The following is a 14,646-nucleotide window of genomic DNA, read 5'->3' as shown; positions in this document are numbered from 1 at the left end:
AAATTAATACTATTTTTCTACTTTTAAACAGTTCGTTTTAATGGGAAGCTTACAGAATCAGTAAAGAAATAATTTTTGAGATAACTGGAGTAAATAAATAAAAACTGGATATAACAGCCGTAGCTGTTGCACAACCTCTTTTAAAAGTAAAAAACATAAATTGTAACATAAAAACACCTCTTTGTCGTAGCAACAACTTTGGCTTGCGATACGGGTTTGCGGGTGATGAATTTGAGGTTTTCTTGAGGTTTTAGGTAAAATCAGCCACACTTTTAAACGAGGTCAGTCAAGTTAACCAAAGTAAACAATTGTGGCTGAAAGTTCTTTTCTTACATGACTAAAAATATTGAAGTTACTGCAAAACCGATAGCTATCGGTTACCAAGATTTATGTGTATTTTTACGTTGTGCAACAGGCATAGAACATTTGCAAAAGCATGGGCTTCGTGCTTCAATGAAAATAAAGTGCTAAAGTCATCCCGAAAGCGTTCTGGATTGTGCATCTAATGAAGTTTAGTGCTAAAATGAAAGATAGGTTTTCAAAAGTCCGCCGCTTCATAAATGTGCAAAACTAAATGAGCAAGCATAATGACAGATAATGATAACACTTAGAAAAGTAAAAATATTCCAAAAATTCAATGGCGATATCGACCATTTTGCAAGAATCGGTAAAACTCATGATAAAGAGGAAATTTCTGACAGGGATTGGTTATTAATAGAAAGTTTGCTTCAAGACCTTGAGTTGGTTGCTAATGGTTTGGCCGCAGATACTTTTATTAAAAGACTTGATGAACGGATTAAAGAAAACCTTGAAAGTGAAGTTGTTTTGCAAGAGTTAGAAAGGATGAATAAAAAATGACTTTTTCTAGAGTAGAAAATCAAACCGTTGAGTTGATAATATCCAACGGCCGTCTATATTACCGTTTTTAATTGATAGCAATAAGTTGTGAAAAAGGCAAATTCAGAAGCCGATATGGCTTAATTTTCTTCGCTTCCAGCCTATCATCTCGAAAAGCAATTATCTTAGTGCAGGATAAACTTTTCGCTTCACTGCAATATGCGGCTATTCGCTAAACGTAAGCAGTTATTGTAAAACGAGAGCATTCGAAAAATTTAATGGATTTAAATCCGAAAACATACGAGCCAAATAATCAACTCATAGAGTTCGTTAAGCGGTATTGGACATTAGAAGGTGGAAAAGAAAATATACCTCTCAAAAACACCATAGTTCCAGACGGAACCATGAAATTGATTTTTCATTATGGCGATACTTACAAGCATCATGCGCAAAATGGCGAGATAACACTTCTACCAAAGTGCTTTTTAATCGGACAGTTAACAAAGCCCTATGTGATTGAACCCGTTGGCGTAACGGGCAGTTTTGTGGTACAATTTAAACCAAACGGTTTTTTGCCTTTTACATCAATTCCAATAAAGGAAATGGAAAATAGGGCAATTCCCTTAGACATTTTATTTGGACAAGAAGGCATAAAACTTAGCAATCAAATTTTAAATGCAAATTCTACAAGCGAAAGAATTCAAATTATTGAAGCTTTTCTATTCAAACAATTAGCTGATAGACAGTGTATTGACCATATCGTAAAATCAACCGTTGAAACTATCTTAAATACAAATGGACAGTTTTCAGTAAATGAATTTTCGAAAAATAACAGCATAAACCGAAGACAATTAGCACGAAAATTCTCTTCAACAATTGGGTTAAGTCCAAAGCAACTTGCAAAAACGATTAGAATTCAAACGATATTGAAAGTATTATTAAATGAAGAGGTTACAAGTTTAACTGACTTGGCCTATGAAAGCGAGTATTTTGACCAAGCCCATTTTATAAAAGAATTCAAGGAATTCACAGGATTGACACCAAAAGAGTTTTTTGGCGACGATCTTAAAATGTCATTAATTTTTGACAAAAAATAGCCTTGTCCCATTTTTACAATTTTGCCTAATTCGTTGATTCTACTTTTGCATTGCAATAGTGCAAAAACTTAAAAATCATAGCAAAATGGCAAATGTAAATCCAGTTGGTTGGTTTGATATCAATGTAGCAAACTTAGATCGGGCAAAAAAATTCTACGAAACTGTTTTCAATGTTAAGCTGACAGATGCGCCTATTAAATGGGGCAAACAATCATTCTTCCCTTTCAGTCCGGAAAGCCAAGACATTTCAGGTGCATTAGTGGAAAAAGCCGATTTTGTTCCAAGTAGCAATAATACTATTGTCTATTTTGAAACTGAAGAAATCACCGCAGTAGAACAAAAAGTTGAAGCAGCCGGCGGAAAAGTAATACAACCTAAAATGAACATTGGTGAGTTTGGCTTTATCTCTATTTTTATAGATACAGAAGGGAACGTTGTTGGACTTCATTCACGCAATTAGTTTTCAAATGCGATACAACACGAATCTTGCAGATAGAGTTAGAGAGTATCTCGCTGAAAAACCAAATTTAGAAATTGAAGAAAAAGAAATGTTCAATGTTTTAAACTTTATCGTTAATTACAAGACGTGTGTTTGTATAAGCGGTGAGAAGTTAATGCTACGTTTTGATCCAAGCCGACAAGAAGAACTTTACGAGAAAGATGGTTATGAGAGCATGTTGATGAAAGGCAAAGAATACAAAGGATACTGTTATATAAATCCTGATGGGTTTAAAGACAGAAAGGACTTCGAATTTTTCTTAGACTTGTGCCTTGAATATAATAAAGTTTCCAAATCATCCAAAAAGCGAAAGACGAAATAAAACAACGAAATACGAGCAGGGCAAACCGGTAGGCAACTGCGCACCACAAAACCTCCTTGTTTCACAACCGTCTTTTCAAAAAAATAGTACACATTCCAAAATTAAAACCTCGTTTAGAGCAATTAAACGAGGTTTTTTTAATGTGTAAAAATTTGATATTGTGAAAATTGCAACCGCAAAAAACTAACAGAATCAAGCACTTTTATTTTCCTGAATTTAAGGGTACATAATCCGTACTGTTTTCGACGGAGTTTCCAATTTCCGCAATCAAATCCAGCTTGTAACAATAAATTTTAGGCGCTTATTTTCTGGTCTAAACCCAACTTTCCGCTTCCATTCAACAATAAAGCTAAGGCCAATCCAATTATTAAAAGATGAAATTCGTAGCCTTCTCCTTTCTGGTTGCCAAACCAATTCATAAAAAAGCCGTATTCTAAATGCGATGTTAGAATAATGCCGCTGAATAAGACAACGATGGCGGCTGCCCATATTCGAACGGCAAAACCTAACAGTATTGAGATTGCTCCCACAAATTCAATGACGATCACCAAAAACCCGATAATCCACGGCAAGTGAAGCGTTTCTGTAAAAAAGTTCATGGTTGCCGTAAAGCCGTAGCCGCCAAACCAACCTAACATTTTTTGCGCGCCGTGAGGCAAAACAATACCACCTAAGCTTAAGCGGAGAATCAAACCAACATAGTTGTCTGCTGTTTTAAAAATAGCTTTCATTCTTACTTTTTTAAATTTATTTTTTCGTTTACTAGCTCGGCAATCCTCTTTCCAAAAAGTTCTGCCGTGTGCATGTCTTTCGGAGTGTTCACTTGATGATGCGCGTTATCCGACAGCGTCATAAGTCCTAAGTAACTGGCAAGTCCGTTCGGTTCGTCCAACTGAATGTCGTTTTCAAATTTGGGTAGTATTCCCAACGAAATCCAAAGCATGCTGTGCTGTGCCGCGAAAAGTGCGAGTTGCTGTATGGTGTTTAGCTTATCTCCATTGAGCGTAGAGGAATTGGTAAATCCGGCAGCTAATTTGTCTTTCCATTTCTGTTGATACCAAAATGACCCCGTCGCTTCCATAAATTTCTTGAATTCAGCGCTTACAGTTCCCATGTACGTTGGCGTTCCAAAAACAAGCGCATCGGCTTTGTGGAGAATCTCGAAATTGGCTTGCGCTTCCAGGGTCGAAACCAATTTAACATCCGCACTGCGCTCGAGTGCTCCCTTTTGGATGTGTTCGGCAACAATCTTGGTGTGTCCGTAGCCGCTGTGGTATACAATTACGATACTCATAAGTAGTTGTTTTAAAATTCACCACAAAGCAACTACGGCGGAAGCGATAAAAAATTAAACTAGTTTAATTTCGAACAGCTACGGTTCAACCTTCTGGGTTTTAACGCTGCGTCAGACGTTTTCGAAGCATACTTAAAAATACGGGTGTGATTCCGAGGTAAGCGGCAACTTGCTTTTGAGAGAGACGCTGTTCTAACGATGGATATTTTTGTACAAAATCGAGATAGCGCTCTTCGGCCGTTAGAGCCAAAGTTTGCTGAATGCGCTTCTGTTGTGCAATAAATGCATTTTGCAATAAAATCCTAAAAAAACGTTCAAATTTGGGCACTCTTGCGTACAAAGTATCAAGGTCGGCTTTAGATATTTGAAGTATTTCGGTGTTCTCTAGTGCTTCGATGTAGTAAGTCGATGGAGTTTGGCTCAAAAAGCTATACAAATCGCCAATCCACCAATCTTCGACTCCAAACATGACGATGTGTTCTGCTCCGAGTTCGGTTAGGGTATAGGTCTTTGTACATCCGCGAATAATAAAGTTTTCGGTACGACAAATCTCACTCGGTCGTAAAATGAACTCCTTTTTTTTAAACGTCTTGTACTGTAAAAGGCTTAAAAAATAGTCGACCTCCGTTCGATCTAAATGGATGTGCCTGTTTACATTAGCAAGAATAATTTCGAAGTTTGGCGTGGTCAAGTTTTCTAATTTCGGTAATCTTCTTTTGCGAAAGTAACAAAGAATATGCTGAAATTTAACGGTGTTGGTCAATCAAAATTACATTCCCATCGGGATCCGAAAGAAAAATACTGCCCGGTCCGCTCGTTTGTTCGTCGACTTCTGCCGAAAGGCCAATACCACTGGCTTTTAGTTGCGATTGAATTGCACGAACGTCGTCAAACGGATCGGTATTTTGCCCGTTTTCATTCCAGCCCGGATTAAATGTGAGCAGGTTTCCTTCGAACATTCCTTGAAACAAACCGATTAACGCATTTTCGTTCTTTAAAATCAAATAGTTTTGCTCGAAACTTCCCGCAAGGACGGTAAATCCCAACTTTTGATAAAATTCGTGCGATACCGTCAAATCAGTAACGCTTAAGCTAATTGAAAAAGCTCCTAGTTTCATATTGTTTGCGTTTACTCATTTACCACGCCATTGTTTCGCTACATTTAAACAACTACAACAGACGCAACAAAATGCTTCTTGAAACAAATATAAAAACTTGAAGCCTTTTTTTGGTGCTAATTCCTAAAAATCAGGTATTTAAAAATTTTATTATTCGTTCTTATTCGCTTTTTCGCTCAAGTTTAAATTGTACCAGTCGATCTGACGTGAAAAGTACATCGACAAGGCTAAGATTACGAAAATTCCGATGCTTCCTATCAATAACGCATAATCTTGCAGTTGGATGATCACAAAAATGAAAGCATATAAAATAACGAGAATGGCCGATAATAACAGCGTTAACTTGCTCGATTTCAAGATTGCTCGAACGTATCCGGCAATCAGTAACAAGGTGGATAATGCGGAGACAATAAAGGCAAGGTCGAACGATATGTGTTCCGATATCGAAAGAAGTAGTGTGTAAAAGACAATCAGCGCAACACCAACCAAGATGTACTGTATCGGGTGGATGAAGACTTTATTTAAAACTTCAATAAAGAAGAATACTAAAAAGGTAAATCCAATAAACAAGATCGCGTATTGAACCGAACGATACGCTTTTTGATAATTATCTACCGGTAAAAGCAGGTCGATTCCAAAAGCCGATGCGTCTAAATCAAATCGACTGCCGGTCCACATTTGCGGATAGTTTCTGTTTAGGTGCAATACATTCCAATTGGCTTTAAAACCGCTTTCCGCTACACTTCTGGAATCAGGTAGGAAAGCTCCCGTGAAACTTGGGTTTGGCCAGGAAGAATTGAGTTTTACATCGGTTACCTTTCCAACAGGAACGAAATATAAATTCTGACTTCCTTTAAGGTCGAGTGTTAGTTTAAAGCGATAGTTTTCTTTCTGTAGCGGATCAACCAAAACAGCAGCATTTATGCCGGATGCAACCACATCTGTTGACGACACGCCCGGATTAAAAAACAACTGTTGATTGTTCCACTGTAGTTCAACCTGTTTTTCTATGCCTCGCAAATCATCGATTCCCACCACAAACTCGGTTTTATCTAATTTTATATTTTGTGGTAGAATGTCCAAGGCTGAAAAGTCGAGCGCTTTAAAGGTTCCCGTAATTTCTACTTTTGAATTGTAAACTACGATATCGTAGATACCCCGATTTCTCTTCTCCGGATTTATTGTGCCAGTTATTTCAAGGTTGTCGGGAAGGATGTGAATGTAGTCTTTAACGGCAACAATTTTCTCAGTTGTATCTTTTTTCGACGTTTCACGAACATACTTGATGTAAGGAATAGATAAAACAGGTGCAACCAAGGTTTGCGCTCCAGCCCATTTCGAACTTACTTCTTCAATAGCCTGATTTTGCGTTTGTTCGCGCTCTTGAATCAAATTGTGAACCATTGCGGTCGGAACAAGCAAGAGCAAAACAATGATGATTATGGTTGTTATCTTAAAATAAACGTTATTCTTTAAACTTTTTTTAGGGATTTGTTGTAATTGGCTACTTTCCATTCTAGGAGTTTTGATTTGTGTTGTGAGTTAGATAAGGTCTATTTTTAAACTTAAGGTCGTTAAAATCTACTTTTTGTTATTTTGCTTTGAAACCTATTGGAATTAGAAGATTGCCTGCATCGTACATATTCAAATACAAGACAATTTCTTTTTCAAGGCCCGCGTACGTGATTTTATACTTGTCGAGCATGCCGCCACCAAACGGACTATTTTTAGTTTCAAATGAACAACAACTTCCCATTCTAACATAACTAATGGTTTCGCCATTTGGTCCTGTAAGCGAATTGAGGTATTTACGTTCGTTCGCGGGTCCGTTGCCAACACCTCCAACCAGAATCGGATTTTTCTCGGTATAACCATACGTTTTATCCGTACTGTATTTTGAAAGTACAAAAGCAGTACCGTCAGTATTCGAAATAGGGAGTTGGATATTCGCAACACTAGTATTTACCGTATCTTTTGTCGAGGTACACGCAAATAGTAAAGCACTTACGGCGGTTGTGATACCTTGTCGTCGCATAGTAATTTGTTTTTAGGTTGTTAAAGATAAATCGATTAAAGAAAATAGATTTCTAATTTACACTATAACGACGTAGCATTTGCAATATTGTATGCAATGACTTTTATTAAAAATTAACTTCGAGAAAGTGAGCTACAAGTCTTTCTTTGCACGATACTTTCGATAATTCGCATAGCCTAAGCTAATTACAGAATGAGCAAACATGCTCAGATACAGATAAGCAAGTAGCTTTAAGCCATAAGGATCTGAGAAAAACTTGGCTTGTGAAAGCAAGATTAAAATCGAGAAATAAATAATAAAAATCAGCACATTGACGCCAAACCAATACCAAAATGTTTTGGGTCTTGGCCATAAGTACAAGCTTCCGAAAATAAAAGCAGCGGGCAGCAGTATGCAGAAAATCGTTAAAAACATAGATCAGCGGTATGAGGAACTACATTTACACCGATGGCTACAAGAATATTTGCTTCAAAAGAAATTAAAAGCAAATTGCTGAGGTGTGCATTTTTAATCATCGGCCAGATGCCTATTAGCAGTAGCAAGCAGCTATCTTCCCACTGTTTTTCTCCGATCGCGTTCTTTCTTTAATAAATTTAATTCGCGACTGGTTTGCCCAGCTACCGAAGTGTTTTCTTCAGCACGTCGAATCAAATACGGCATTACATCACGTACGGGTCCGAAAGGCAAGTATTTCGCAACATTGTAGCCGTGTGCGGCTAAATTATAACTGATGTTGTCGCTCATTCCGTACAATTGTCCGAAATACACACGTGTATCATTTTTAGCAATTCCGTGTTCGTCCATCAATTGCATTAAGCGGTATGAGCTCGATTCGTTGTGCGTTCCCGCAAAAATTGCCATGTGCTCTAAATGTTCCATCATGTAGTGCACAGCTGCATCAAAATTCGCGTCGGTTGCGGCTTTGTCTTTGCAAATCGGAGTAGGGTAGCCCAACTCTTCGGCGCGCTTGTTTTCTTTTTCCATGTAAGCGCCGCGCACGAGTTTCATTCCAATATGAAATCCATCTGCTTTAGCTCTCTCGTGCAATTCTTTCAAATACGGAACACGATCGTGACGGTAAAGTTGTAAGGTATTAAAAACTACTGCTTTTTCTTTATTGTATTTGCGCATCATTTGTTCCACAAGATCGTCGGCGGCGTCTTGCATCCAACTCTCTTCACCGTCTATCAAAAGCATCACATTTCCTTGATGTGCTGCGCTGCAAACTCGGTCAAATCGTTCGATAACGCGGTTCCATTCTGCCTGCTCGTCCGGAGTTAAGGATTCTTTTCGACCTAGTTTTTCATAAAGTTCAAATCGGCCAAAGCCCGTTGGTTTAAAGACAGCGAACGGTATGGCTTCGCGAGCAATCGCAAAATCTATGGTGCGTAAAGTCATCGCCAAAGCTGCGTCGAATTGGTCTTCGTCTTCTTTTCCTTCCACCGAATAATCTAAAACCGACGCTACGCCTTTGGTAAACATTTTATCAACCACAGGCAAACAGTCTTGTTCGTTTACACCACCACAAAAATGATCGAAAACGGTGGCTCTAATTAATCCTTCAACTGGTAAATGTGCTTTGATGGCAAAGTTGGTAACCGCAGTGCCAATGCGAACTAAAGGTTCGTTAGCAATCATCTTGAAAAGAAAATACGCGCGGTCGAGTTCTGTATCGGTTTTTAGAGCAAATGCCGTTTCGGTGTTGTCAAACAATTTTTCCATCGTAATTTTTAAGCGTCACAAAGATAACGAGAACGTTTGCGTAGGCAATATTTTTATCGCTTTCTTCACGATTATTTAAGTCGATTTCTCTCGGAAATGTTGCAATTTTGTTCCGTAAATTTTGAAAATGACTCTCCTCAACCATACTGCACTGGTGCACGACATCTACGAAGGCGAAAACGGCTATGCGGCTTTAAACGCACTCATCGAAAAAAAGAAATACTCTAAAATTGTTCTCTTCTCCGACGAAGTAGTTTACGATTTGTGGGCCAGTAAATTACTGCAAGAATTGTATGCGGCTCAAGACATCCATACCATTGTGATTGAAGCCGGCGAAGAGCAAAAGCAGTTGGAAATTTGTCGGTTTATCTATGAAGAATTAGCTGATATCGAAGCCGATAAAAGTACATTGATGATCAACTTTGGCGGTGGAGTAGTAACCGATATCGGCGGATTTATCGCATCGACGTTTAAGCGCGGAATCGATTTTGTGAATGTGCCTACTACACTTTTAGGAATGGTTGATGCTGCTTTGGGTGGTAAAAACGGGATCGATTTAGGTCCGGTGAAAAATCAGATTGGAACAACGGCCATGCCGCAACTGGTTCTTATCGATTGCGCTTTCGCGGAAAGTTTAGAATCCGAAGAAATCTTGTCGGGACTAGCCGAAATGATTAAACACGGCGCTATTGCCGATGCCGCTGTTTTTGAACGTTTTGAACAAGCAACTTCGTTTTCCATCACAGCGGATAGCGACAGTATTATCGAATCGGCACAGATAAAAATGCGTATTGTAAGCGAAGATCCGTTTGAAAATGGCCTCCGAAAAGTGCTCAATTTCGGACACAGCATAGGTCACGCGCTCGAATCGTATTTGTTGGAAAACAGTGAAGAGCGTGTGTATCACGGTTATTGCGTGGCTGCGGGTATGATCATGGAAAGCCATATGGCCTGGCAAAACGGATTACTAGCAGAAACCGATTTTAATCGATTAGTTGCGGTAATCGATCGTTTTTTTGATCGTATAATCATTCCACAAAATGCCGTTCCAAAACTGCTGGAATTGATGCGTCACGACAAAAAAAATAGGGATGGAAACCTGCGCTATGCACCAATTACGGCCATTGGTTTTGCGAAAGACACGTATGTAGCTGACTCACAACAAATTGAAAATGCGATACAATTTTATAATTCCTAACATTAAATTAAATAAATGTAAAGAGTGTTACTTCAATATTTTTTTACATTTGCTGCAATGAAAAGAAACGAAAATTTTGCTAGCAAACCGCATCATTGCAAGGATTCACGGCAGTTTAAACGCCGGTTTTTGGATTTAATAGCCACTAAATTTTCTTTATTGCATTTATTTGACAGTTCGTTGCTGCAATATGCGAGTGCCGAATTGCAAATTATCTACGCCAATATTAGGGTTTGAGAAAGCTGTTTTACACAGTTTTATTGTTCAAATCTTAATTTCTCGCTTTCATGAATACAAAATATTTCGACCTTATCAATCAAACGTACTACTTTCCACAAGAAGAGTTTACGCTTAACAAAGACAATCTCCAATTTCACAACATCGATTTGATGAAGTTGGTAGAGCAATACGGTACACCATTGAAATTTACGTACTTACCGCAAATTTCAAACAACATCAAGCGCGCGAAAAATTGGTTTCGTAACGCTATGGAAAAGAATAAATACGAAGGCAAGTACTACTACTGTTATTGTACTAAAAGTTCGCACTTTGAATATGTGATGAACGAAGCGTTTAAAAACAATATCCATATTGAAACCTCATCGGCTTTCGACATCAATATTGTAGAACGTTTAATGGAAACTGGTAAAATCAATAAAAATACGTTTATCATTTGTAACGGTTTTAAACGCGACCAGTACATTTCGAATATTGCGCGCTTAATTAATAGCGGACACAAAAACTGTATTCCGATTATCGATAATTACGAAGAATTGGATTTGTTGCAAGCCGAAATTAAAGGAAAGTTTAAAATCGGAATTCGTATTGCCGCCGAGGAAGAACCGAAGTTCGAATTTTATACGTCGCGCTTGGGTATTGGCTACAAGAATATTCTGGCTTTCTACAAGAAGCAAATTCAAGACAATAAAAAGGTGGAATTGAAAATGCTCCACTTTTTCATCAATACCGGAATTAACGACAACGCCTACTACTGGAACGAGTTGGTCAAGTGTATTAAGGTGTATATCGCTTTGAAGAAAGAATGCCCGTCGCTCGATGGTTTGAATATTGGAGGCGGATTTCCTATTAAAAATTCGTTAGCCTTTGAGTACGATTATCAGTATATGATCGACGAAATCATCAACCAAATTAAAATTGCATGCGACGAAGCTGAGGTTGATGTTCCAAACATTTTTACCGAGTTTGGATCGTTTACTGTGGGCGAAAGCGGCGGAGCGATTTACCAGATTTTGTACCAAAAGCAACAAAACGACCGTGAGAAGTGGAATATGATCGATTCGTCGTTCATTACTACTTTGCCAGATACTTGGGCCATCAACAAGCGTTTTATTATGTTGGCCATAAATCGTTGGAACGATACCTACGAACGTGTACTTTTGGGCGGCATGACTTGTGATAGCGACGATTATTACAATTCGGAGCAAAACATGAACGCCATTTATTTGCCGAAGTACAATAAAGAGAAACCGCTTTACATTGGGTTTTTCAATATTGGAGCGTATCAAGAAACCATTGGTGGTTACGGCGGATTGCATCACTGTTTGATTCCGCAGCCCAAGCACATATTGATTGATCGCGATGAAAACGGCATATTAGCAACGGAAGTTTTTTCGGAGCAACAAACCTCAGAACAAGTGTTAAGTATTCTGGGATATAAATAAAAGAAATTAAATTTGAGATATGAGTAAAGGACCGATTAGCCAGTTTATAACAAAGCATTATTTGCACTTTAATTCAGCTGCTTTAGTAGATGCTGCCAAAGCCTACGAGGCGCAATTAGAGAATGGTGCGAAGATGATGGTAACTTTGGCGGGAGCTATGAGTACAGCCGAAATCGGTAAGATTTTTGCAGAAATGGTTCGCCGTGATAAAGTACAGATAATTTCATGTACTGGTGCGAACTTAGAAGAAGATATTATGAATTTGGTAGCGCATTCACACTACGAGCGCGTGCCAAACTACCGCGATTTAACTCCGGAACAAGAATGGGATTTATTGGAACGTGGTTTAAATCGCGTTACCGATACCTGTATCCCGGAGCATGAAGCATTCAGACGTTTGCAAAAGCACATTTACAAGATTTGGAAAGACGCCGACGATAAAGGAGAACGTTACTTCCCGCACGAATTCATGTACAAAATGTTGTTGTCGGGTGTTTTGGAAGAGTACTACGAAATTGATTTGAAAGACAGTTGGATGTACGCTGCCGCGGAAAAGAACTTGCCAATTATCGTTCCCGGTTGGGAAGACAGTACGATGGGTAATATTTTTGCCTCGTATGTTATCAAAGGCGATTTAAAAGCCTCGACCATGAAAAGCGGTATTGAATACATGACGTTTTTGGCCGATTGGTACACAAAAAACAGCAAATCTGGCGTAGGTTTCTTCCAGATTGGTGGAGGTATTGCGGGCGATTTCCCAATTTGTGTCGTACCGATGTTGTACCAAGATATGGAAATGCACGATGTTCCCTTTTGGAGCTATTTCTGTCAAATCTCCGACAGTACAACCAGTTACGGTTCGTATTCTGGAGCGGTACCGAACGAAAAAATTACTTGGGGAAAATTAGATATAACAACTCCAAAATTTATCATAGAATCTGATGCTACAATCGTTGCGCCTCTTATTTTTGCGTACTTGTTAGATATGTAAAGTTAAAAAGCAAACGCCCTTTCCTATTTATAAAGCGATGAAAAGAATTATTGTTGATTACTCCAAACTTACAAACGAGATTTTGAATTTGCTGGTCGAGAAATTTCCCGACGGCTACGACGATTCAAACATTATTCGATTTAAAAACCACAAAGGCGAAACCATCGAAGCGGTGGAAGTACGCACAGAAGACACCATTTATTTGGTGAAAATTTCGACTAAATTGGCCGATAGAATGGTGAATTTTGAAGATGAAGAAGATGTAGTAGTGCCGTTAGAGCCAATTAAAGGCATTGATTTGGGCGATGATGCCGATGATGTAGATGCAGACGATGATGCCGACGACGATATTAATAACGACCGTCCGGAGTTTGATGATGAAGACGATTTCGATTCCGATCCGTCTGATGTTGCAGACGATGAAGACGACGAAGAATAATTAGTATAAAAATCCGATGCCAAAAACATCGGATTTTTTTTGCTTGTACTTTCAGCCAGACCTGCCAAAACGATTTTCGGATGAAGCAAAAAGTGTCGAGCTTTCCTACAATTGTCGTTATCGGAGTTGGTTTTCTAAAAGTCTAAAATATTGATCATCAGCATTGTAAAAATCCCAAAATTCTTTCTCTTTTTTCAGTAATTCAAAAGATGTAAACGCGCTGTTTAATTGGTCGTGAGTGGCACTTACATAATCTTTCCAAGCTAAGTTTCTTCTAGTGTTTTCGATAAACAAAATGGGATTTGAATCTACATGAACACTGAAATCGTCCGAAAAATTAACAACGCCAAAGCTCTTGAAATCGGCTTTTGCAACAATTTCAAGTGATTTCCTCGATGGATACTCAAAAGTAAGTGCAGCTGTACTTTGGTGAAAGTCGGCTACATGATTCGCGTCGGAAGCACTAGTAACCATAGTCTCAAATTCGTTATCTTCTATTAAAAGCGGAATAACAGTTGCGTTCTTTTCTTTAAAGTACACAATATCGATGGGTATTGCTGTTTCCAAATTTGATGTTGTAATCAGGTAGCAAATTTGCAGTTCCCTAATCTTAAAGCTAGAATTTAGTGCTGCTGTAATTCCGTTGTTGTTTATTCCGACCAGTATTTTAAGTGGTATTTACTTCTTTCTAGTTTTAAATTCGATTTTTTGAACGTTTTGTTATTTCCAAGAAACACAAAAGAGGTGTCCGATTGAGTTCCTGGCGAAGTGTCGTCAGCGCCTTCGTTATACTCTTTTTTAATAATAACTAGGTCTAAAAACTTATCTGCATTTACGTAATCAATCCAGGCGTCTTGAACGAAATACCATCCTCCGTCGCCAAAGGCGTCAGCCAAGTTAATTATGTTAATTACTTTCTTTTTTGAATTGTCCCAAGTATACAAATCTATTGCGGTTTCACTGTACTGACTTAGTCTGCGTATAATTAAGCCCGTTTGGTTTTCGGATAATTTAAATCTGAAGCAAGCAAAATAATGATACGAAGTGTCAATTTCCGCAGGGTTTATGGTGTTATCGCATGCAAGAAATTTATAGTAAGAACGGTCTATTTTTACGCCAGTGTACTTGTCGGAATAACCAGTTGTATCAATCCTAGGCGAATAAACATGTAAATTTCTAGGAGCTATTTCAGGAAATAACTTCAAAAAGTTTTCACTTTCATCGACTTTGAAGGCAGCGGCTCTTTCTGTTTTAGCTTTCTGTGTGCAGGATGTGGTAAAACCTAGAATTATCAAAAGTGTAAATAGTCGGAGCATACAATTCTTTGTAACGTTGAAAAATCAATGTTTTAAGTTATAAAACTAAGCAAAAACTCTGCCGTAAATCAATTTGGGTAATTCTCGGAAGCGCAC

Annotated in this window: 17 protein-coding genes; 8 read left to right on the top strand and 9 right to left on the bottom strand. The window is 38.4% G+C overall.

Annotation, left to right across the window (positions count from 1 at the left end):
• Nucleotides 1–597 precede the first annotated feature (597 nt).
• The 4 genes from ACOVQQ_RS03485 (at nucleotide 598) to ACOVQQ_RS03470 (ending at nucleotide 2,755) form a co-directional block, all read left to right on the top strand.
• Nucleotides 598–858, top strand: coding sequence for a hypothetical protein (locus ACOVQQ_RS03485; RefSeq protein WP_421816962.1), 261 nt, complete (start codon nucleotides 598–600; stop codon nucleotides 856–858).
• Nucleotides 859–1,115: 257 nt separating this feature from the next.
• Nucleotides 1,116–1,934: a DUF6597 domain-containing transcriptional factor gene (locus tag ACOVQQ_RS03480; protein ID WP_421816961.1), complete on the top strand. Its 819-nt coding sequence runs from the start codon at nucleotides 1,116–1,118 to the stop codon at nucleotides 1,932–1,934.
• A gap of 85 nt (nucleotides 1,935–2,019) precedes the next feature.
• Nucleotides 2,020–2,394 (top strand): VOC family protein, encoded by a 375-nt coding sequence (locus tag ACOVQQ_RS03475; RefSeq protein ID WP_421816960.1) that lies wholly within the window; start codon nucleotides 2,020–2,022, stop codon nucleotides 2,392–2,394.
• 7 nt (nucleotides 2,395–2,401) lie between these two features.
• Nucleotides 2,402–2,755: a TfoX/Sxy family protein gene (locus tag ACOVQQ_RS03470; RefSeq protein WP_421816959.1), complete on the top strand. Its 354-nt coding sequence runs from the start codon at nucleotides 2,402–2,404 to the stop codon at nucleotides 2,753–2,755.
• A gap of 293 nt (nucleotides 2,756–3,048) precedes the next feature.
• Here the strand turns inward: ACOVQQ_RS03470 and ACOVQQ_RS03465 are convergent, their stop codons facing one another.
• The 7 genes from ACOVQQ_RS03465 to ACOVQQ_RS03435 all read right to left on the bottom strand — a co-directional run bounded on the left by ACOVQQ_RS03465 (nucleotide 3,049) and on the right by ACOVQQ_RS03435 (nucleotide 8,924).
• Nucleotides 3,049–3,486 (bottom strand): DoxX family protein, encoded by a 438-nt coding sequence (locus ACOVQQ_RS03465; RefSeq protein WP_421816958.1) that lies wholly within the window; start codon nucleotides 3,484–3,486, stop codon nucleotides 3,049–3,051.
• Between the two features lie 2 nt (nucleotides 3,487–3,488).
• A complete protein-coding gene (locus ACOVQQ_RS03460; protein WP_421816957.1) occupies nucleotides 3,489–4,049 on the bottom strand; it encodes a flavodoxin family protein in 561 nt (186 codons plus the stop codon).
• Between the two features lie 100 nt (nucleotides 4,050–4,149).
• Nucleotides 4,150–4,740 carry a Crp/Fnr family transcriptional regulator gene (locus ACOVQQ_RS03455; protein ID WP_421816956.1) on the bottom strand — a complete coding sequence of 197 codons (591 nt, stop codon included), beginning with the start codon at nucleotides 4,738–4,740 and terminating at the stop codon, nucleotides 4,150–4,152.
• A gap of 55 nt (nucleotides 4,741–4,795) precedes the next feature.
• Complete coding sequence (locus ACOVQQ_RS03450; RefSeq protein ID WP_421816955.1) at nucleotides 4,796–5,167, bottom strand: VOC family protein; 372 nt, start codon at nucleotides 5,165–5,167, stop codon at nucleotides 4,796–4,798.
• Nucleotides 5,168–5,317: 150 nt separating this feature from the next.
• A complete protein-coding gene (creD, locus tag ACOVQQ_RS03445) occupies nucleotides 5,318–6,682 on the bottom strand; it encodes a cell envelope integrity protein CreD (protein ID WP_421816954.1) in 1,365 nt (454 codons plus the stop codon).
• A 76-nt stretch (nucleotides 6,683–6,758) separates the two neighbouring features.
• Nucleotides 6,759–7,202: a 2-dehydro-3-deoxyphosphooctonate aldolase gene (locus tag ACOVQQ_RS03440; RefSeq protein ID WP_421816953.1), complete on the bottom strand. Its 444-nt coding sequence runs from the start codon at nucleotides 7,200–7,202 to the stop codon at nucleotides 6,759–6,761.
• Nucleotides 7,203–7,748: 546 nt separating this feature from the next.
• The gene (locus ACOVQQ_RS03435) at nucleotides 7,749–8,924 is read right to left on the bottom strand and encodes a proline dehydrogenase family protein (protein WP_421816952.1); all 1,176 of its coding nucleotides are present in this window, start codon (nucleotides 8,922–8,924) and stop codon (nucleotides 7,749–7,751) included.
• Between the two features lie 127 nt (nucleotides 8,925–9,051).
• Here ACOVQQ_RS03435 and aroB point away from each other — a divergent pair, with 127 nt between their 5' ends.
• The 4 genes from aroB to ACOVQQ_RS03415 all read left to right on the top strand — a co-directional run bounded on the left by aroB (nucleotide 9,052) and on the right by ACOVQQ_RS03415 (nucleotide 13,234).
• Nucleotides 9,052–10,122: a 3-dehydroquinate synthase gene (aroB, locus tag ACOVQQ_RS03430; RefSeq protein ID WP_421816951.1), complete on the top strand. Its 1,071-nt coding sequence runs from the start codon at nucleotides 9,052–9,054 to the stop codon at nucleotides 10,120–10,122.
• 287 nt (nucleotides 10,123–10,409) lie between these two features.
• Nucleotides 10,410–11,804 carry an arginine decarboxylase gene (locus tag ACOVQQ_RS03425; protein WP_421816950.1) on the top strand — a complete coding sequence of 465 codons (1,395 nt, stop codon included), beginning with the start codon at nucleotides 10,410–10,412 and terminating at the stop codon, nucleotides 11,802–11,804.
• A 19-nt stretch (nucleotides 11,805–11,823) separates the two neighbouring features.
• Entirely contained in the window at nucleotides 11,824–12,795 is a 972-nt protein-coding gene (locus ACOVQQ_RS03420; RefSeq protein ID WP_421816949.1) for a deoxyhypusine synthase family protein, read from the top strand.
• A gap of 37 nt (nucleotides 12,796–12,832) precedes the next feature.
• Nucleotides 12,833–13,234: a DNA primase gene (locus tag ACOVQQ_RS03415; RefSeq protein ID WP_421816948.1), complete on the top strand. Its 402-nt coding sequence runs from the start codon at nucleotides 12,833–12,835 to the stop codon at nucleotides 13,232–13,234.
• Nucleotides 13,235–13,351: 117 nt separating this feature from the next.
• On the opposite strand, the gene ACOVQQ_RS03410 is transcribed toward ACOVQQ_RS03415, so the two are convergent.
• Both ACOVQQ_RS03410 and ACOVQQ_RS03405 read right to left on the bottom strand, forming a co-directional pair.
• The gene (locus tag ACOVQQ_RS03410; RefSeq protein WP_421816947.1) at nucleotides 13,352–13,801 is read right to left on the bottom strand and encodes a hypothetical protein; all 450 of its coding nucleotides are present in this window, start codon (nucleotides 13,799–13,801) and stop codon (nucleotides 13,352–13,354) included.
• 83 nt (nucleotides 13,802–13,884) lie between these two features.
• Nucleotides 13,885–14,550, bottom strand: a complete 666-nt coding sequence (locus ACOVQQ_RS03405; RefSeq protein ID WP_421816946.1) for a hypothetical protein — start codon at nucleotides 14,548–14,550, stop codon at nucleotides 13,885–13,887.
• Nucleotides 14,551–14,646: the final 96 nt, after the last annotated feature.

The organism is Flavobacterium sp., from assembly GCF_049240005.1.
Lineage (GTDB): Bacteria > Bacteroidota > Bacteroidia > Flavobacteriales > Flavobacteriaceae > Flavobacterium.
The sequence above is the reverse complement of the archived record's forward strand: the minus strand, read 5'-3'. Positions and strand labels throughout refer to the sequence as shown.